This is a genomic window from Sphingomonas sp. PP-CC-1A-547 (genome assembly GCF_003610375.1).
GTDB lineage: Bacteria > Pseudomonadota > Alphaproteobacteria > Sphingomonadales > Sphingomonadaceae > Sphingomonas.
Map to the genome: position 1 here is coordinate 294,446 of NZ_RAPZ01000011.1, position 17,686 is coordinate 312,131.

Here is a 17,686-nt window from a genome sequence, read left to right on the forward strand (position 1 = left end):
GTTTAGTCTGTAAAGCACCCAATAAAGAAGCCATCAATCGCCTCTAGTTTACCTCGCCACAAGAAACTAGTTTTAGTAGGCATGGGCCTTTGCCCCGGCGCATGAAACCTAGCATCTTTGAGGTGTACGAAGCCAGTTGGCTTGGGCTTCCAGTCGTCAGCGGCGTCGGAGGGCTTGTCGTAAATATACGGACCAAGTTCTCCAAAATCATCAGCCATCGTGGCAAACAGATCGCCGGCTTGCCCTGAGCTTTCTGTGAGAAATCGCTTAAGTTCTTTGAAATAGGTCTTGCCGCTTATCAAAAGTCCGGAAACGACTGATCCGCCAACCGTGAGGGTTAGACCGATCTCCACGCCGTCGTTCGTATAGGTCTCAATTATTGATCGCAGAAACCAGTCGGTCGTGTCCGGATGGCCATCATCGATCTGGGCCGGTTTGTTCGATGCATCAGTCTCTTCAGACATCGCCGTTTCCTCTCTCCGCGCCATCGCCGTTCAACAACGCTTCGTCGCACGATCTTGGTTGTAGCCGCAATCTACGAAAGCACTAGCGGGCATCCCCCATGCGGGAAAACCATAATATCGCTAACCTGTCCCCATTTAGCGACTTAACCATCTGATCTTACTGGCTTCTTTTATTAGGTCAGAACCCTAATCCCACCATAATCTCTACCGCTAAAAACCCTAATCTCTTTGATATTCCACGGTTTTTTATGGGTCTTTGGTTACATAGAAAAACTATAATCTGGTTATAACGATATTAGGTTTGAGATTACTCTGAAACCCGCAGAAAACTGCGGATGTTATGGATATTATGTTTTTCCCGCGTGCTGCTTTATATTCTGCGAGCCGCTTCCCGGTTTCCCGTCTCGGGTCCTGAATGCCGCTCGATCGTCGCAAAGGAATGCTCGTCAAGCTCGCTGTCGACGTCGTTCGCGAAGCTATGCAAGCGTCCAGCGGCGCGCGAGGGGCCGCCCCGGCCGTCAGGTTGGCCCTGCGGATCCCGCTGCCGCACTGCCCCGAGCGTTAGCCTCGTAAAATGTTCTGGGAATCGGCCGGACAGGACCATGTCATCGGCGGAGAGCAGGGCATGAACGCCGCGTACAACGGCACCCTATTACAGTTCGGGCAAGCTGGGGCGCTGCCCGGAGTGACATCAAAGTAGGCTCAGACGTGAGCCGCGCACTGTGCCACTTTTTGTGCCCCTGGCTGTGCCATGAGGCGATAGCTGTCGAGATCCTGCCTAACCGGACAAATCTAGCTGGGGCAGGGGCCTGTCGCCTAGAAAGCGGATCGTAGCGGGAACAGACTGTGCCCCCTATTGTGCCCACGCGAACCGTAGCTAGCCGCGCGTTTCGCGTGTTTGAATGAGGCCGAAAACCTCAGGAAATGGCGGAAAAGCTGGTGCCCCCGGCGAGATTTGAACACGCGGCCTACGGTTTAGGAAACCGTCGCTCTATCCGGCTGAGCTACGGGGGCATTGGCGGGCGCAATACGCCGGTCGGGTGGGACGATCAAGCGCGGGGCTAGCGTCCGGTCGTGCGCGGTAACGTTCGAGCCACGACGATAATCTCGATATTACGAACCCTATGCGGGGTTCGATCAAGGGGCGACGGGTATCGCTTACGATGCCCCGTCGCCGCTTGCCGTGCAGTGCGGGCGGTTAGGCCTTGACGTGCTGCGAGATGTACTTGTTCATCTCGAACATCGTGCACTTGTCACGCCCGAAGACCTTCTTCAGCTTCTCGTCAGCCAGAATCTCGCGCTTGTTCTCGGGGTTCTGCAAATTGTGGGCCTTGATGTAGACCCACACCTTGCTGATCACTTCGCTGCGCGGGAGCTTGTCGTTGCCGACGATCTCGCCGAGCTCGGGAGAGGGCTGGACGGGGGCGTGGATGCCGCCGGTCTTGGGAGCTGTAGCCATAAGCATTCCTTCCTGTTGCGCGCGTGCGTTGGGCACTGCGCGCGTGGTCACGCCTTGGTGAGCGCGTCCGCCTTGTGCGCTGCCTTGCCGCCCTTGTCACTCCTTACGATGAACTGCGGCTCCTCCTTGGACGCCTTGACGGTGTGGCTCTTGATCTTCGTATCGGTGGTCTGCTTCTTCTCGACCGTGCCGTGCGCTTCGCCGCCGTGCGATTTCCAGGTGACCTCGTCGCCCTTCTTCGGATCCTTCATTGCGCCATCTCCTTGATTTGAAAGGATCAAGCGCGGCAACGCGGCATTGGTTGCATTGCCTATGGGTTGCAGACGCAGGGCACGGGGGCCATCAGGGCGGCAATCAAGGAGACCCACCCATGAAGACCCGCGCCGCCGTAGCCTTCGAGGCAAAAAAACCGCTCGAGATCGTCGAACTCGATCTCGAAGGACCGAAATTCGGCGAAGTCCTCGTCGAAATCATGGCGACGGGCATCTGCCATACCGACGCGTACACGCTCGACGGGCTTGATTCGGAAGGGTTGTTTCCGAGCGTGCTGGGTCATGAGGGCGCCGGCATCGTCCGCGAAGTGGGCGCGGGCGTGACCAGCGTCGCGGTCGGCGATCACGTCATCCCGCTCTACACCCCCGAATGCCGCCAGTGTAAGTCGTGCCTCAGCCAGAAGACGAACCTGTGCACCGCGATCCGCGCGACGCAGGGCAAGGGGCTGATGCCCGACGGCACGACGCGGTTCAGCTACAAGGGCCAGCCGATCTTCCATTACATGGGCTGCTCGACCTTCTCGAATTTTACGGTGTTGCCGGAGATCGCGGTGGCGAAGATCCGCGAGGACGCGCCGTTCGATACCTCGTGCTATGTCGGTTGCGGCGTGACGACCGGGGTCGGCGCGGTGGTGCATACGGCGAAGGTCCAGCCGGGCGACACGGTGGTCGTGTTCGGGCTTGGCGGGATCGGGCTGAACGTGATCCAGGGCGCGCGGCTTGCCGGCGCGGGGATGATCGTCGGCGTCGACATCAACCCCGATCGCGAGGAATGGGGGCGTCGCTTTGGCATGACCCACTTCGCCAACCCGAAGGATGTGGGCGACATCGTCCAGCACATCGTCGCGCTGACCGATGGCGGTGCGGACTATACGTTCGACGCGACCGGCAACACGACCGTGATGCGGCAAGCGCTGGAGGCATGCCATCGCGGCTGGGGCACCTCGATCGTGATCGGCGTGGCCGAGGCGGGCAAGGAAATTTCGACGCGGCCGTTCCAGCTCGTCACCGGGCGCAACTGGCGCGGGACCGCGTTCGGCGGCGCGCGCGGGCGGACCGATACGCCGAAGATCGTCGACTGGTACATGAACGGGATGATCGAGATCGACCCGATGATCACGCACCGCTTGACGCTCGACGAGATCAACAAGGGCTTCGACCTGATGCACGCCGGCGAGAGCATCCGCTCCGTCGTGATCTACTGAGGACGCGCGGATGTTCAGCCATATCATGCTCGGCGCCGACGATATCGCCGCGTCGAAGACGTTCTACGACGCGGCTTTGGGCGCGCTCGGCGTGCCCCAGGGCGTCGTCGATGAATGGGGCCGGGTGGTCTACGCCCACGCCGGCGGCCGTTTCCTGCTGACGAAGCCGATCGACGGGCAGCCGGCGAGCCATGGCAACGGCAGCACGATGGGCTTCGTCGCCGCGTCGCCCGAGGCCGCCGATGCGTGGCACGCCGCGGGGCTCGCGAACGGCGGGACCGCGTGCGAGGACCCGCCCGGGATTCGCCAGGGTACCGCGGGTCGCACGCTGTATCTCGCCTATCTGCGAGATCCGGCGGGCAACAAGCTCTGCGCCGCGCATCGGGTCGCGTGATGGAAACCGTTTCCACCAGCAAGGCGTATGGCGGCACGCAGGGCGTCTACCGCCACGCGTCGACCGCAGTTGCGACCTAATGCCGCGATTTAAGTTTTTGCCAGTTGCGATGGGAGTGGGTGGACTAGCGGGCATGTCGCTGTCGATGAGTACCATTCGTTCCCGAGCACGCGCGATCAGAATGGAAAACCATTGCATATTTGCCTAACCCAAGACGCTCAGAACTTTTCAGAGTTTTCACGTGAGATCGACATTTTGATTCAAGAGCTGGAGGCGGTCCGCCTCATAGGCAAACGCAAGTTTGAAAGGTTGGGCTGATGGAAACCGTATCCACCAGCAAGGCGTATGGCGGCACGCAGGGCGTGTACCGCCACGCCTCGACCGCGACCGGCACCGACATGACCTTCGCGGTTTACGTGCCGCCGCATGACGAGGGCGCGCGGTTACCCGTGTTGTGGTTCCTGTCGGGGCTCACCTGCACGCACGCCAACGTCATGGACAAGGGCGAGTATCGCCGCGCGTGTGCCGACCTGGGCGTGATCCTGATCGCGCCGGATACCTCGCCACGCGGGGACGACGTGCCGGACGACGAAGCGTACGACTTCGGCAAGGGCGCAGGCTTCTACGTCGATGCGACTGAGCAGCCTTGGGCGAAGAATTTCCGGATGCGGACCTATGTCGAGGACGAACTGCCGGCGCTGATCGGCGCGGAATTTCCGATGGCGGATATGGCGCGGCAGGGGATCTTCGGACACTCGATGGGCGGTCATGGTGCGCTGACGATCGCGTTGCGCAATCCTGAGCGGTTCCGGAGCGTGTCGGCGTTCGCACCGATCGTGTCGCCGTTGCAGTGCCCCTGGGGTGACAAGGCGCTTGGCGGGTATCTCGGGCCGGACCGGACGGCGTGGCGGGCGTATGACGCGTGTGCGTTGATCGAAGATGGCGCGCGGGTGGAAGACATCTTGGTAGACCAAGGCGATGCCGACGGCTTTCTGGTGGAGCAGTTGAGGCCTGAGTTGCTGGCAGCGGCTTGCAAGGCGGCGGGGATCGATCTGACGCTACGGATGCAGCCGGGGTATGACCACAGCTACAACTTCATCTCGACCTTCATGGCGGATCATGTGGCGTGGCACGCCAAGCGCCTGAAGTAATCGTCTCTCCTCTCCGTTGAGGAGGGGCACCTGCTATCTTCCCCCCTCCCTGAAAGGGAGGGGCCGGGGGTGGGTAGGCTGCTTAGTATACACCGCGGCCGATCCAGACCGACCCACCCCCAACCCTTCCCTTTCAGGGAGGGGAGCAAGTCGGGGGCTAGCTCCTTCAAAGCAGTACGACTCCGTAGTCGTGCGGCACCTTGCCCCCAGGTTCTCTCGTGAAGGCGGAATCTTGGCTTGGGTCCCGCCCTCACGAGGAGACAGGGCGCCTTGAAATCCTCCCCCGCAAGGGGGAGGTGGCTGGCTCTTGCCAGACGGAGGGGGAGGCACGCGCCCACCGCTGCTCCGTGTCCCCCCCTCCGTCACCTTCGGCGCCACCTCCCCCTGGCGGGGGAGGATCGTTTGCGACGTCGCTCAGAACTTGAACCCAGCCGCGATGCCATACCGGCGCGGGTCGATCGTGAAGATATTCGTGAACAGCCCCGACGACTGGTCGCCGACCGCCTGGCCCGTGATCGAGTCATTGTTCGTCAAATTCTGCACGAAGCCGCGCAGGAACCAGCGGTCTTCCGCGCCGTTCAGCTGCACCTGCGCGTTGATCACCTCATAACCCTGCACGCGGTCGACCAGCTGGTTGAAGATCGATGCGGTGAAGCCGCCGGTGTAGTTGAGGTCCACGCGCGGCACGATCGACATGCCGTTGCCGAACGCGATCGTGTACTGCGCACCCGCCGAAAATTTGTAGGTCGGTGCCTGGGGCAGCTTGCCGCCGCGGATGTTGACGCCGACGCCGTCGATGACGCTGTACGGCAGAGCACCGGTCGGGACGCCGAACAGCGCACGCAGCGCCGCCGGAGGATTGGCGGCGGTCGAGGCGAGAACCGAGCACAGGCTGTACGCGCCGGTGGTGTTGGTCGTCGGGATCGCCACGGGGCCGCGCAGGCCGAGACCTGAGTTCACCGCGCCGACATAGGTGTTCACCCCGACGATATTGCCTGCGGTGGTCGGTACGACCGCGCAGTTGGCGGCGCTCTGCAGGTCCTTGATGATCACCGCGTCGGAGCGGCCGCCCGACGGATCGCGCGGATTGACCAGGAACTTGTCCGCCGACACCTCGCTGTGGAGGTAGCTCGCATTCATGTTGACGACGAACGCCGGGATCGGGCTGAGGATCGCCTCAGCCTCGACGCCATAGACATTGGCGTCGACATTGTCGTTGACCGCAGTCCGCGCGACGATCCGGCTCAGCTGCAACTGCTTGTACTTGTAGTAGAAGCCCGTGACGTTGAGCCGCAGCGCGCCGTTACCGAAGGTATTCTTCGAACCGATCTCGAACGAGTCGATCTTCTCGGGCGTGAAGGTCGTCGGCACCGAGAAGGTCGCGGGCAAGGGCGGATTGATGCCGCCCGACTTGTAGCCGCGCGAATAGGACGCGTAGATCAGATTGTCGGGCGAGATCTTGTAGTCGATCACCGCACGGCCGGTGAGCCGCGAGAAGCTGACCTTGTCGAGCGCATATTCCTGCACCCCGGCGCGCGTCGAGTCGAAGTCGGTGGTGGTGTAGTTCAGCCCTTGCGTCATGTTCGACGCGCCGATCGGGGTGAGCACGTTCAGCGTGATGTTGCGCGCCTTTACGTCCTTCTCGTCGTGGTTGTAGCGCAGGCCGAGCGTCAGCTTCAGCTTGTCGTTGAACTCGAAATAGGCCTCGCCGAAGATACCGTAGGATTTCAGGCGGAAATCGTCGCCGTCGTTGCGGTAGAACGGCGTCGCGAGGAACGCGTTGCCGTTGACGCCCGGGATCGCCGCCGAGCTGGCTGCGCCGAGCACGCCCGATGCGTAATCAAGCCCGAACGCGTTGACGAAATAGTCGGTGTTCTGGCTGCGCGAGTCCACATAGATGCCGCCGAGCAGGAAGTTGAACATGCCGTCGAACGAGCTGTCGATATGAGCCTCGGCCGAATATTGCCGGTTCACCTGCCGCGAGCGATCGACGTCGAGGCTCTGCGCGTAACAGCCGATGCCGTTGCCGCCGAACACGCCGACATTGTTCGGATCGGCACCCGACTGGCACGCGCCGCCGGCGGGGCCATTGGGGATCAGCACGGAGCGGACGCCGTTCAGATAGCCGGTATTGACCAGCGCACCGCCGGGCAGCGGAATCACGACGCCGGGGCGGCCAATCGCGTTCAACGTGTTCAGGCCGACATTGCCCGCGAGCGGGTTCTCGACCGCGAGGTTGAAGTCGGTCGTGCTGTCGACCGTGTTGCGCGAGAACCCGCCGGTGAAGTTGAACGAAACCGGACCGAAATCATGGAAGATTTTGGCGGTGTACTGCTCTTCCTCGGCGAAATAGGTCGGGTTTGAATCGATCCGGACGGTGCGGACGTCGCCGGGATTGACGACCCCGGCATAGGTGTCGGTCGCATACAGGTTCTGCAGGCCGATCGCGGCGATCTCGGGGTGGCCGAGCTGCGTACCGGCAATCCCGAAATACTGTGTCGAGGCAAGCGTCGCGGCCAGCGTCGAGTTGCCATTCGGCGTCTCGTTGGCCAGCCGATCGGGAAGACAGCCCAGGATGCCGGTCGGATCGCGATGGCAGAGCTGCTTCTGAATGCGGCTCCGGTTATCCTTCTCGCGGAAATAATAACCGATCAGGTCGACGCGGGTATCGCTGGTGGGCTCCCACGACAGCGTGCCGCGGATCGAATACAGGTCGCGCCCGTCGATCTTCGAATTGTCATAGGTGTTCTTGGTATAGCCGTCGCGGTTGAGATACGTGCCCGCAACGCGGATGCCGAGCGTATCGGTGAAGGGCAGGTTGATCATCGCGCGAGCACGCTTCGAATCGTAATTGCCGTATTCGGCCTCGGCGGCGGCGTGGATTCCCGACAGGTCCGGCTTGGCGGTGATGAAGTTGACCACGCCCGAGGTCGCGTTTCGGCCGAACAGCGTACCCTGCGGCCCACGCAACACCTCGATCCGCTCCAGATCGAAGAACTCGCTTTCGAACAGTCGCGTGGTGACCAGCGGCATGTCGTTGACGTGGATCGCGGTCGCCTGGTCGCAGGTCGCGCCGACGCACAGATCGCCGATACCGCGGATCGTGAAGCTCGACGTGGTGAAATTGGTCTTGGTGAAGGTGACGTTGGGCAACGTCTGCTGGAGCGCACTCGGGTTGACGATCTGCTGCTTCGAGATTGTGTCCGCGGTAAAAGCGCTCACTGCAATCGGAACATCCTGCAAACGTTGCGATTGGCGTTGCGCGGTAACCACGATATCCTGCGACGCATAGGCGCTGGCCGCGGTATCGGCGGGGGTGGTCTGCGTCGATGTGCCGGGCGTCGACGGCGCTTCCTGCCCGGGGCCGTTGGTGGGGCCGGCGTTTTCAGCCGATGTGGTGGCCGTCTGGGCCATTGCCGGCGCAATCGACAGGAGTATCATCGCCGAGGCGGCGAGCAATTCGAACTTGGCCATGTCAGTCCTCTCCCCGATCGTGCCGGTCTGTGCCGATTCACGATTTAGTTTTTCAGGTATGGCGAAGTAACGACGAAAACGATCTACCGTCAACGCATTTTGAGCCCCGGAATACTGGGATTTACGGCGCGTTGCTGAAATGAAACAGTTGCAAAAGAGGACCCATGTTCCGATGTTTGGGTATGCTGACAAAGGGTGTTGCGATGCGGGATGAACTGAACGGGTCCGAGCAGCGGCCGGTTGAAGACGATGTGCTCGGTCCTGACGGCAAGATAAATGTGCCCGATGACGTAGCGTCGGCGATCCGTACGTTGATCCGCTGGGCGGGCGACGATCCGACCCGCGAGGGGCTGCTCGACACGCCGCGTCGTGTTGCACGTGCGTGGAAGGAATATTGCGCGGGCTATGGCGACGATCCGGCGAAACATCTCGAACGCGTGTTCGAGGAAGTCGGCGGGTATGACGAGATCGTCCTGCTGAAGGACATCCCGTTCCAGTCGCATTGCGAGCACCACATGGCGCCGATCATCGGCAAGGCGCACATCGCGTACCTGCCGCGCGACCATGTCGTCGGGATTTCGAAGCTCGCGCGCGTGCTGCACGGCTTCGCGCGGCGGTTGCAGGTGCAGGAGCGGCTGACCGCGGAAGTGGCCGACTGCATCTGGGACAACCTCAAGCCGCAGGGCGTCGCGGTGGTGATCGAGGCTAGCCATGCCTGCATGACCGCGCGCGGCGTCCGCACGCCGGGGGTGACGATGGTCACGAGCCGGATGATGGGCGTGTTCCGCGACGACGAGCGCAGCCGGAAGGAAGTGCTGGCATTGATGGGGCGTGGCGTCTGATGCGAACCGTCCTGGTGACGGGTGGGGCGAAGCGGCTGGGTGCGGCGATCGTCCGGCGGCTGGCTGCCGACGGGCATGCCGTGGTCGTGCATCAGGGACATTCTCCCGACGAGGCGGCCGCGCTGGTGGCGGAGATCGTCGGCATGGGTGGTCATGCCGCTTCGGTAGCGGGTGACCTGAGCGATCTCGGCACGATCGGCGACCTGTTCGCGACGGTGCGGGCCGCGATCGGCGGGCCGATCGACGGGCTGGTGAACTGCGCGTCGAAGTTCGAGTTCGACCGACCACCGACCGTCGATCCGGTGCTGTTCGCCGAGCTCGGCGCGATCAATTGCGGCGCGCCGGTGCTGCTAGCATCCGCGCTGGCGTCGCAGGACGACGTCGCGGACGGCGCGGTGGTCAATGTGCTCGACCAGAAGGTGGCCAACCTCAACCCTGACTTTTTCTCGTACAGTTGCGGCAAGATCGCGCTGGAGGGGGCAACGACGATGCTCGCACAGGCGCTCGGACCGCGCATCTCGGTCAACGCGGTATCGCCGGGGCTGACCTTGCCGAGCGGAGACCAAAGCGAGGAGGAGTTCGCGGCGGTAGCGAGCGACAATTTCCTCAAGCGACCGGTCGGTGCGGAGGCAGTGGCCGATGCGGTCGCGTGGCTGCTGACCGCAAGGGGCGTGACGGGGCAGAATGTGTTCGTCGATTGCGGACAGCGGTTTCTGACGCGTGACGGCGACGTGATGTTCGATCGGGACCCTGGGGGGCGGAATGGCTGAATTCACGACGATCCTGGACGGACTCGAGGTGATGATGCGGCTGGGCATCCACCCGCACGAGGTCGCGCCTCAACGCGTGGTCGTCTCGGTCGAGATGACGGTCGTGTATCCAGGCCCACTCGGCGAGGATGCGATCGAGCAAGTACTCGATTACGACTTCATCCGCGCAGGCATCCTGGCGATGGTAGCGGAGCGCCCGTTCGCGTTGCAGGAGACGCTTTGCGAGGCGATCGCCACGCTGTGTTTGGCAGACGAACGGGTGCGGCGGATCGAGATCGAGACCATGAAGACCGACATATACCCGGACGCCGCGATCGGCTGCCGTATCGTGCGGGAGCGATAGTCCTTCGAGCGGGCGCATTTGGTTTCACAGTCGGAAGGTGCCGATCCTAAAGCCGGTTCGTTCTCTCTCCACGAACCTGATCCGGAGACCAAAGTTGAAAATTCTCGTCGTCCTCACCTCGCATGCCGATCTCGGCGATACCGGCCGCAAGACCGGTTTCTGGCTCGAGGAACTCGCCGCGCCTTACTACGTGTTCAAGGATGCCGGCGCGGACATCACGCTCGCGTCGCCGGCCGGTGGCCAGCCGCCGCTCGATCCAAGCAGCGCCAAGCCCGAAGCGCAGACCGATGCGACGCGGCGGTTCGACGCCGATGCGGAGGCCACCGCGGCGCTCGCCGACACGCGCAAACTGTCCGAGATGCGGATCCCGGACTATGACGCGGTGTTCTATCCCGGTGGGCACGGACCGCTCTGGGATCTCGCCAACGATCCAGCATCGATCGCGCTGATCGAGGACGCGATCGGCGCAGGCAAGCCCGTCGCCCTCGTCTGTCACGCACCCGGCGTGCTGCGCGACGTGAGGGCCGCCGATGGTGCGCCGCTCGTGAAGGGAAAGACCGTCACCGGCTTCACCAACACCGAAGAAGCCGCGGTCGGGCTCAGCGATGTCGTGCCGTTCCTGGTCGAGGACATGCTGCAGCAGAAGGGGGGCACCTATTCCAAGACCGCCGACTGGGGCGTGTACGTGGTCGAGGACGGTTTGCTGATCACCGGCCAGAACCCCGCCTCGTCGGCAAAGGCGGCACAGGCGTTGCTGGCGAAGCTGGCGTAAGGAGAAACGGCCACCGGTTCAGCCGGTGGCCGTCTTTCATAAGGTCAGGCGCGGTTGGCGGCGCTCAGAACCGCACGCACCGAGGCAGTCGCAATGTCGGTATCCATGCCGACGCCGAACACTGTCCGACCCTCGGCAGTCCGGCATTCGACATACGCTGCCGCCTGCGCGTCCGCCCCGTGGCCGATCGCGTGCTCGTTATAGTCGACCACGTCGAGCGTCGGCCCGGTCGACTCCGCGATCGCCGCGATCACGCCCGAGATCAGGCCGTTGCCGCGCCCGGAGATCGACCGCTCCTCGCCGTCGATCGCCACCCGGCCGATGAAGACTCGCTGTCCCGAGGCGCCGCTTTCCTCGTAATCGCGCAGCTCCACCCGGTCGTCCGCCTGCGGCATGTAGGTCCGCTCGAACAGGCTCCAGATGTCCGCGGCGTTCAGCTCGCGGCTGGTCTCGTCGGCATAGGCCTGGACGTGCCGGCTGAAGTCCGCCTGCAACCGCTTGGGCAGCTTCAGCCCCTTGTCCTGCTCGATCACCCAGGCGACGCCGCCCTTGCCCGACTGCGAGTTGACGCGGATCACCGCCTCGTAGCTGCGGCCGAGATCGGCGGGATCGATAGGGAGATACGGTACCTCCCACAACGTGTCGTTCTTCGCCTCCTGCGCCGCGAAGCCCTTCTTGATAGCGTCCTGATGCGACCCCGAAAACGCGGTGAAGACCAGGTCGCCAGCATAGGGCGTGCGCGGGTGGACGGGGATGTTGGTGCAGTAATTGACCGTGTTCACGACGCCGTCGATGTCCGACAGGTCGAGCTTCGGGTCGACGCCTTGCGTGTACATGTTGAGCGCGACGGTCACGAGATCGCAATTGCCGGTGCGCTCGCCGTTGCCGAGCAGGCAGCCCTCGACCCGGTCCGCGCCCGCCATCATGCCGAGCTCCGCCGCCGCGACGCCGGTGCCGCGGTCGTTGTGCGTGTGCAGCGAGATCGCCACCGCGTCGCGGTTGCGGATGTGCCGCCCGAACCATTCGATCTGGTCGGCATAGATGTTCGGCGTCGCGCACTCGACGGTGGCGGGCAGGTTGAAGATGATCGGGTTCTCGGGCGTCGGCATCAGCACGTCCATCACCGCCTCGCAGACTTCCAGCGAGAAATCGAGTTCGGCGGTCGAGAAGGTCTCGGGGCTGTATTCGAACTGCCAGCGGACGTTTGGCTGCTTGGCCGCCTCATCGCGCAGCACCTTGGCGCCGTCGATCGCGATTTGCTTAACCTGCGCGCGGTCCATCCCGAACACGATCTTGCGCCACGCAGGCGAGACGGCGTTGTAGAGGTGGACGATCGCGGTCTTGGCACCGACCAGGCTGGCAAAGCTCGTTTCGATCAGGTCCCGGCGTGACTGCGTCAGCACCTGGATCGACACGTCGTCGGGAATGCGCCCGGTCTTCACCAGCCCCGAGATGAAGTCGAACTCGGTTGCGCCGGCGCTCGGGAAACCGACCTCGATCTCCTTCAGCCCGACCTTGCAGAGCAGGTCGAAGAACCGCGTCTTCTTCTCGGCATCCATCGGATCGATCAGCGCCTGGTTGCCGTCGCGCAGATCGGTGGAGAGCCAGCGGGGCGGCTTGACGATGGTCTTCGACGGCCATTGGCGGTCGGGCAGGTCGATTTGCGGGAAGGGACGGTATTTGGTCGATGGGTCGCGCAGCATGGCTCGTGTCTCTCGTGTCGTCGGGAGCGTTCGGGTCAGCCCTTAGGCGCGAGGCGCGGGGCATGGCCACCGCGCAAACGATCGGCGCGCCTAAGGGCGCGTAAGTCGAAGCAGCAGGAGGCGGCCATGCGTCATTGATGGCGTCCTATCGCGCGGACACGGTCCGTGTCCAGCGCGATAGGAATTTAGACAGATTATTGCGCCGCGAAGGCCGCGTTGATCGTCAAATCGACCTTGTCCGACACGACCGGAGCGTAAGCACCGATGTTGAAGTCGCTACGCTTGATAGAGGTCGTCGCGCGGAAGCCGAAGTTCAGCTTCTTGTTCATCGGGTTCGCGCCCGCGCCGACGAAGGTCGCCTGGAGCACGACCGGCTTGGTGACGCCCTTGAGCGTCAGGTCGCCGGTGATCGTCGCCTTGTCGCCGGTCGCAACGACCTTGGTCGAAACGAACTTCGCGGTCGGATAGGTCGCGGCGTCGAAGAAGTCCTTCGACTTCAGATGGCCGGCGAACGGTGCCGCGGTGACCGAAAGCTGGTCGATCGCGAAGTTGACTTCGACCTTGGTTGCGTTCGGCTTGGCGGGATCGATCGTGATGCTGCCCCCCGACGCGCCGAGCTGCCCTTCGAGCATCGAGAAGCCCATATGGTTGACCTGCCACGTCACCTGCGTGTGGTTCGGGTCGACCGCATAGGTACCGGCGGCGACGCGTGCCTTGACGGGGGCGCCGGGGATGGCGGCGGTCTGGGCCATGATAGGCGCGGCGGTAAGGGCGAGGATCGTGGCTAGGACTAGGCGCATACGGGGTCTCCTGTTTGACGCGCGATGCTGGCCGACCGGGGCGGGCGCGTCAAACGACCTTATGCCAACGCTGTGTTTCGGAATTGGGTCGGTGAGGGGGCGCGCTCGCGGTGGAGTGCACCGCCAGCTCTCGTTCCCCCGCGGACGCGGGGGCCCAGCTAAACCCCGATCACCGCTCGAGACCCTGGACCCCGCGTTCGCGAGGGAGCAGGATAAGCAGCGATTGACGCTTCCCCAAAACGCCACCACCCCGGCGAAGGCCGGGGCCCAGTTGGGGGACGTTGCTAACGGAAGACGCGTTTCGTTACCCCGGCCTGTCCAACTGGGCCCCGGCCTTCGCCGGGGTGGGTATGGGTTGGACGTGAATTCGAGATAGGTACTTTCCCCCACGCCAACCCGTCAAACCCGGCGAAGCCGTGCCCTATGGGCAGGCTCCGTCGTGCCGGCCGCGCTCACGCGCTAACGCGCGCTCGCGTCAGTTCTTCGCCTTGTCGACCAAAGCATTCTTCCCGATCCAAGGCATCATCCCGCGCAGTTCCGACCCGATCTTCTCGATCGGATGCGCCAGCGCCTGCTTCCGCGCCGCCTTCAGTTCAGGCTGCCCCGCGCGGTTGTCGAGGATGAAGTTCTTCACGAACCGGCCCGACTGGATATCCGCCAGCACGCGCTTCATCTCCGCCTTGGTCTCCGAGGTGATGATCCGCGGACCCGTCGTGATGTCACCATACTCGGCGGTGTTCGAGATCGAATAGCGCATGTTGGCGATGCCGCCCTCATACAGCAGATCGACGATCAGCTTGGTCTCGTGGAGGCACTCGAAATACGCCATTTCGGGCGCGTAGCCGGCCTCGACCAGCGTCTCGAACCCGGCCTGGATCAGGTGGGTGATGCCGCCGCACAGCACGGCCTGCTCACCGAACAGGTCGGTCTCGCATTCCTCGCGGAAGTTGGTCTCGATGATCCCCGAGCGACCGCCGCCGACGCCGCTGGCATAGGCGAGCGCGATGTCATGCGCGTTGCCCGACTTGTCCTGGTCGATCGCGATCAGGCAGGGGACGCCGCCGCCGCGGACATATTCGCTGCGCACGGTGTGGCCGGGGCCCTTCGGCGCGATCATGATGACGTCGAGATCGGCGCGCGGCTCGATCAGGCCGAAATGCACGTTGAGACCGTGGGCAAAAGCAATCGTTGCGCCCTGCTTGAGGTTGTCGTGCAGGTCGGCAGCGTAGATCGCCGCCTGATGCTCGTCGGGCGCGAGGATCATGACGATGTCCGCCCAGGCGGCAGCTTCCTTGTTCGACTTGACCGCGAAGCCCGCCTCGATCGCCTTCTTGGCGGTGGCCGAGCCTTCGCGCAGCGCGATCGCGACGTCCTTGACGCCTGAATCGCGGAGGTTCTGCGCGTGCGCATGGCCCTGCGAACCATAGCCGACGATCGCGATCTTCTTGTCGGTGATGAGGTTCAGGTCGGCGTCGCGATCGTAATACACACGCATTGGATTCTTCCTTCTTTCGTCATTCCGGCGAACGCCGGAACCCAGGGTTCCAGGCGGCGCCGATTGGGGCTCTGGATCCTGATTTTCGTCAGGATGACGCAGTAATTCAGGCCGGCTCTTTGCCGCGGGCGATCGCGACGATGCCGGTTCGGGCGACTTCGATCAGACCGACTTCACCCATGAGTTCGACGAACTTGTCGATCTTGTCGATGCCGCCGGTGACCTCGAACACGAAGCTCGACGTCGTCGCATCGACCACGCGCGCGCGGTAGACGTCGGCGAGGCGCAGCGCTTCGATCCGGTGGTCGCCGGTGCCGCGAACCTTGACCAACGCCAGCTCGCGCTCGACATGCGCGCCCTGTGCCGTCAGGTCGGTGACCTTGTGCACCGGCACCAGCCGGTCGAGCTGCGCGATGATCTGCTCCATCGTCGCCGGCGAGGCGCTGGTGACGATCGTGATCCTGCTGACCGACTTGTCCGCGGTGATCTCGCTCACCGTCAGGCTCTCGATATTATAGCCGCGCGCGGTGAACAGGCCGGCGATCCGGGCGAGGATGCCCGGTTCGTTGTCGACGATGACGGCGAGCGTATGCCGCTCAGCCTTTTCCTGGGAAATGTGCATGGTTTCTTACTCTCCCCTTCCGCTTGCGGGAGGGGTCGGGGGAGGGGAGGCGAGGGCTGGCGATGCTGTGGACATCATGCCCTCCCCTAACCCCTCCCGCAGGCGGGAGGGGGATTCGGTTGCGATCTGGGCCGTCATCACACCAGCGCCTTCGCTTCGTCGTCCATCGTGCCGGACACTTCGTTCGCCTGCAGGATCATGTCGGTATGCGCGGCCCCCGACGGGATCATCGGGAAGCAATTCGTCAGCTGCGACACGCGGCAGTCGACGATCACCGGGCCGTCATACGCGAGCATCTCGGCGATCCCGCCGTCGAGCTGGTCGCGCGTCTCGATCAGGATGCCCTTCCAACCGTAAGCCTCGCCGAGCTTCACGAAATCTGGCAGCGAATCCGAATAGCTCTCGGCATAGCGGCTCTCATAGGTGAGCTCCTGCCACTGGCGGACCATGCCCATATACTGGTTGTTGAGGATGAAGATCTTCACCGGCAACCGGTATTGCGACGCGGTGGCCAGCTCCTGGATGTTCATCTGGATCGACGCTTCGCCGGCGATGTCGATCACCAGCGCGTTCGGGTTGCCAAGCTGCGCGCCGATCGCGGCGGGCAGGCCATAGCCCATCGTGCCGAGACCGCCGCTGGTCAGCCACTTGTTCGGCTTCTCGAACCCGAAATGCTGCGCCGCCCACATCTGGTGCTGGCCGACCTCGGTCGTGATGATCGGCGAGCGTGCCTGCGTCGCATCGAACAGCGCCCGGATCGCGCGCTGCGGCATGATCTCGTTCGGATCGTTCTCGGGGAAATCGAGACACTTCACCGCGCGCCAGCCGGCGATCCGCCGCTGCCAGTCGGTCGTGTCGGGCTTGGGATGCTGGCGGCTCTTCCAGATCCGGACCATGTCCTCGAGCGCATGACCGACGTCCGCGATGATCCCGAGATCGACGCGCACAGTCTTGTTCACCGACGAGCGATCGATGTCGATATGCACCTTCCGCGAGTTCGGGCTGAACGCGTCGAGCCGCCCGGTCACGCGGTCGTCGAATCGCGAGCCGAGCGCGACGACGAGGTCGGCCTGGTTCATCGCCATGTTGGCCTCGTACGTGCCGTGCATCCCGAGCATGCCGAGCCACTGCGGGCCGGACGCGGGATAGGCGCCGAGGCCCATAAGCGTCGACGTCACCGGCGCGCCGGTGATGCGGACGAGTTCGCACAGCAACTGGCTCGCGGCCGGGCCGGAATTGATGATGCCGCCGCCGGTGTACAGGATCGGGCGTTCTGCCGCGGCCAGCATGTCGACGAGCTGCTCGATCTGCGACTGGTCGGCCTTCACCTGCGGGCGATAGGTCTTGTGCTGGATAGGGCCGGGCTTCTTGTACCGCGCCGTGGCGACCTGCACGTCCTTGGGGATGTCGACGACCACCGGCCCCGGGCGACCCGAGGTGGCGATGTGGAACGCCTCGTGGATCACGTCGCCAAGCTTGGCGGGATCCTTCACAAGGTAGTTGTGCTTCGAGCAATGGCGCGTGATGCCGACGGTATCGGCCTCCTGGAACGCGTCGGTGCCGATCAGCGCGGTCGGCACCTGGCCGGTGATCACGACCATCGGGATCGAATCCATCAGGGCGTCGGTGATGCCGGTGACCGCGTTGGTCGCGCCGGGGCCAGAGGTGACGAGCACCACGCCGGGCTTGCCGGTCGAGCGGGCATAACCCTCGGCCGCATGCGTCGCAGCCTGTTCGTGGCGCACCAGAATGTGCTTGATCCGGCCACTGCGAAACAGCGCGTCGTAGATCGGCAGCACGGCACCACCCGGATAGCCGAAGACGACCTCCACGCCGAGATCGCACAGCGCCTCGATCAGGATATCGGCTCCACTCTTCTCGGTCATTTCATATCATCCTTTGCGAGAACGCTGCCTTTAG

Annotated in this window: 16 protein-coding genes and 1 tRNA gene; 7 read left to right on the top strand and 10 right to left on the bottom strand. The window is 63.5% G+C overall.

The features are described from left to right. Window positions 1-2: 2 nt before the first annotated feature. The 4 genes from gvpU to C8J39_RS07625 form a co-directional block, all read right to left on the bottom strand. Window positions 3-464 carry a gas vesicle accessory protein GvpU gene (gvpU, locus tag C8J39_RS07610; RefSeq protein ID WP_147420657.1) on the bottom strand — a complete coding sequence of 154 codons (462 nt, stop codon included), beginning with the start codon at window positions 462-464 and terminating at the stop codon, window positions 3-5. Between the two features lie 937 nt (window positions 465-1,401). Further along, a tRNA-Arg gene (locus C8J39_RS07615) sits at window positions 1,402-1,478 on the bottom strand. 184 nt (window positions 1,479-1,662) lie between these two features. Further along, entirely contained in the window at window positions 1,663-1,923 is a 261-nt protein-coding gene (locus C8J39_RS07620) for an SWIB/MDM2 domain-containing protein (RefSeq protein WP_031394799.1), read from the bottom strand. Between the two features lie 47 nt (window positions 1,924-1,970). Beyond that, on the bottom strand, window positions 1,971-2,174 hold the full coding sequence (locus C8J39_RS07625; RefSeq protein WP_120299952.1) for a DUF2945 domain-containing protein: 204 nt from the start codon (window positions 2,172-2,174) through the stop codon (window positions 1,971-1,973). Window positions 2,175-2,293: 119 nt separating this feature from the next. Between C8J39_RS07625 and C8J39_RS07630 the strand changes: the two genes are divergently transcribed. The 3 genes from C8J39_RS07630 to fghA all read left to right on the top strand — a co-directional run bounded on the left by C8J39_RS07630 (window position 2,294) and on the right by fghA (window position 4,945). Further along, window positions 2,294-3,400 (top strand): S-(hydroxymethyl)glutathione dehydrogenase/class III alcohol dehydrogenase, encoded by a 1,107-nt coding sequence (locus tag C8J39_RS07630; protein WP_120299953.1) that lies wholly within the window; start codon window positions 2,294-2,296, stop codon window positions 3,398-3,400. A gap of 10 nt (window positions 3,401-3,410) precedes the next feature. Further along, window positions 3,411-3,794 carry a VOC family protein gene (locus tag C8J39_RS07635; protein WP_120299954.1) on the top strand — a complete coding sequence of 128 codons (384 nt, stop codon included), beginning with the start codon at window positions 3,411-3,413 and terminating at the stop codon, window positions 3,792-3,794. A gap of 317 nt (window positions 3,795-4,111) precedes the next feature. Next, window positions 4,112-4,945, top strand: a complete 834-nt coding sequence (gene fghA / locus C8J39_RS07640) for an S-formylglutathione hydrolase (protein WP_120299955.1) — start codon at window positions 4,112-4,114, stop codon at window positions 4,943-4,945. Between the two features lie 414 nt (window positions 4,946-5,359). On the opposite strand, the gene C8J39_RS07645 is transcribed toward fghA, so the two are convergent. Further along, entirely contained in the window at window positions 5,360-8,419 is a 3,060-nt protein-coding gene (locus C8J39_RS07645) for a TonB-dependent receptor domain-containing protein (RefSeq protein ID WP_120299956.1), read from the bottom strand. Between the two features lie 203 nt (window positions 8,420-8,622). Here C8J39_RS07645 and folE point away from each other — a divergent pair, with 203 nt between their 5' ends. From folE to C8J39_RS07665, 4 genes are all read left to right on the top strand, one after another. Continuing rightward, window positions 8,623-9,261 (top strand): GTP cyclohydrolase I FolE, encoded by a 639-nt coding sequence (folE, locus tag C8J39_RS07650; protein ID WP_243649772.1) that lies wholly within the window; start codon window positions 8,623-8,625, stop codon window positions 9,259-9,261. Then, window positions 9,261-10,031, top strand: a complete 771-nt coding sequence (locus C8J39_RS07655) for an SDR family oxidoreductase (RefSeq protein ID WP_120299957.1) — start codon at window positions 9,261-9,263, stop codon at window positions 10,029-10,031. Before folE ends, C8J39_RS07655 begins: the two co-directional genes overlap by 1 nt. After that, entirely contained in the window at window positions 10,024-10,374 is a 351-nt protein-coding gene (locus tag C8J39_RS07660) for a dihydroneopterin aldolase (RefSeq protein ID WP_120299958.1), read from the top strand. Before C8J39_RS07655 ends, C8J39_RS07660 begins: the two co-directional genes overlap by 8 nt. Before the next feature lie 94 nt (window positions 10,375-10,468). Continuing rightward, window positions 10,469-11,146 carry a type 1 glutamine amidotransferase domain-containing protein gene (locus C8J39_RS07665; protein WP_120299959.1) on the top strand — a complete coding sequence of 226 codons (678 nt, stop codon included), beginning with the start codon at window positions 10,469-10,471 and terminating at the stop codon, window positions 11,144-11,146. 44 nt (window positions 11,147-11,190) lie between these two features. Here the strand turns inward: C8J39_RS07665 and leuA are convergent, their stop codons facing one another. From leuA to C8J39_RS07690, 5 genes are all read right to left on the bottom strand, one after another. Continuing rightward, window positions 11,191-12,849, bottom strand: coding sequence for a 2-isopropylmalate synthase (gene leuA / locus C8J39_RS07670; RefSeq protein WP_120299960.1), 1,659 nt, complete (start codon window positions 12,847-12,849; stop codon window positions 11,191-11,193). A gap of 194 nt (window positions 12,850-13,043) precedes the next feature. Further along, on the bottom strand, window positions 13,044-13,649 hold the full coding sequence (locus tag C8J39_RS07675; protein WP_120299961.1) for a YceI family protein: 606 nt from the start codon (window positions 13,647-13,649) through the stop codon (window positions 13,044-13,046). Window positions 13,650-14,124: 475 nt separating this feature from the next. Beyond that, window positions 14,125-15,144 carry a ketol-acid reductoisomerase gene (ilvC, locus tag C8J39_RS07680; protein ID WP_120299962.1) on the bottom strand — a complete coding sequence of 340 codons (1,020 nt, stop codon included), beginning with the start codon at window positions 15,142-15,144 and terminating at the stop codon, window positions 14,125-14,127. Window positions 15,145-15,250: 106 nt separating this feature from the next. Further along, window positions 15,251-15,766, bottom strand: coding sequence for an acetolactate synthase small subunit (ilvN, locus tag C8J39_RS07685; protein WP_056048113.1), 516 nt, complete (start codon window positions 15,764-15,766; stop codon window positions 15,251-15,253). Window positions 15,767-15,903: 137 nt separating this feature from the next. Next, complete coding sequence (locus C8J39_RS07690; RefSeq protein WP_120299963.1) at window positions 15,904-17,652, bottom strand: acetolactate synthase 3 large subunit; 1,749 nt, start codon at window positions 17,650-17,652, stop codon at window positions 15,904-15,906. Window positions 17,653-17,686: the final 34 nt, after the last annotated feature.

Coding starts and splice junctions, on each gene's coding strand:
- folE (WP_243649772.1), top strand. CDS start 8,623: ATGCGGGATGAACTGAACGGGTCCGAGCAGCGGCCGGTTGAAGACGAT.
- C8J39_RS07620 (WP_031394799.1), bottom strand. CDS start 1,923: ATGGCTACAGCTCCCAAGACCGGCGGCATCCACGCCCCCGTCCAGCCC.
- fghA (WP_120299955.1), top strand. CDS start 4,112: ATGGAAACCGTATCCACCAGCAAGGCGTATGGCGGCACGCAGGGCGTG.
- C8J39_RS07645 (WP_120299956.1), bottom strand. CDS start 8,419: ATGGCCAAGTTCGAATTGCTCGCCGCCTCGGCGATGATACTCCTGTCG.
- C8J39_RS07660 (WP_120299958.1), top strand. CDS start 10,024: ATGGCTGAATTCACGACGATCCTGGACGGACTCGAGGTGATGATGCGG.
- ilvN (WP_056048113.1), bottom strand. CDS start 15,766: ATGCACATTTCCCAGGAAAAGGCTGAGCGGCATACGCTCGCCGTCATC.
- C8J39_RS07625 (WP_120299952.1), bottom strand. CDS start 2,174: ATGAAGGATCCGAAGAAGGGCGACGAGGTCACCTGGAAATCGCACGGC.
- C8J39_RS07675 (WP_120299961.1), bottom strand. CDS start 13,649: ATGCGCCTAGTCCTAGCCACGATCCTCGCCCTTACCGCCGCGCCTATC.
- gvpU (WP_147420657.1), bottom strand. CDS start 464: ATGTCTGAAGAGACTGATGCATCGAACAAACCGGCCCAGATCGATGAT.
- C8J39_RS07630 (WP_120299953.1), top strand. CDS start 2,294: ATGAAGACCCGCGCCGCCGTAGCCTTCGAGGCAAAAAAACCGCTCGAG.
- C8J39_RS07655 (WP_120299957.1), top strand. CDS start 9,261: ATGCGAACCGTCCTGGTGACGGGTGGGGCGAAGCGGCTGGGTGCGGCG.
- C8J39_RS07690 (WP_120299963.1), bottom strand. CDS start 17,652: ATGACCGAGAAGAGTGGAGCCGATATCCTGATCGAGGCGCTGTGCGAT.
- leuA (WP_120299960.1), bottom strand. CDS start 12,849: ATGCTGCGCGACCCATCGACCAAATACCGTCCCTTCCCGCAAATCGAC.
- C8J39_RS07635 (WP_120299954.1), top strand. CDS start 3,411: ATGTTCAGCCATATCATGCTCGGCGCCGACGATATCGCCGCGTCGAAG.
- ilvC (WP_120299962.1), bottom strand. CDS start 15,144: ATGCGTGTGTATTACGATCGCGACGCCGACCTGAACCTCATCACCGAC.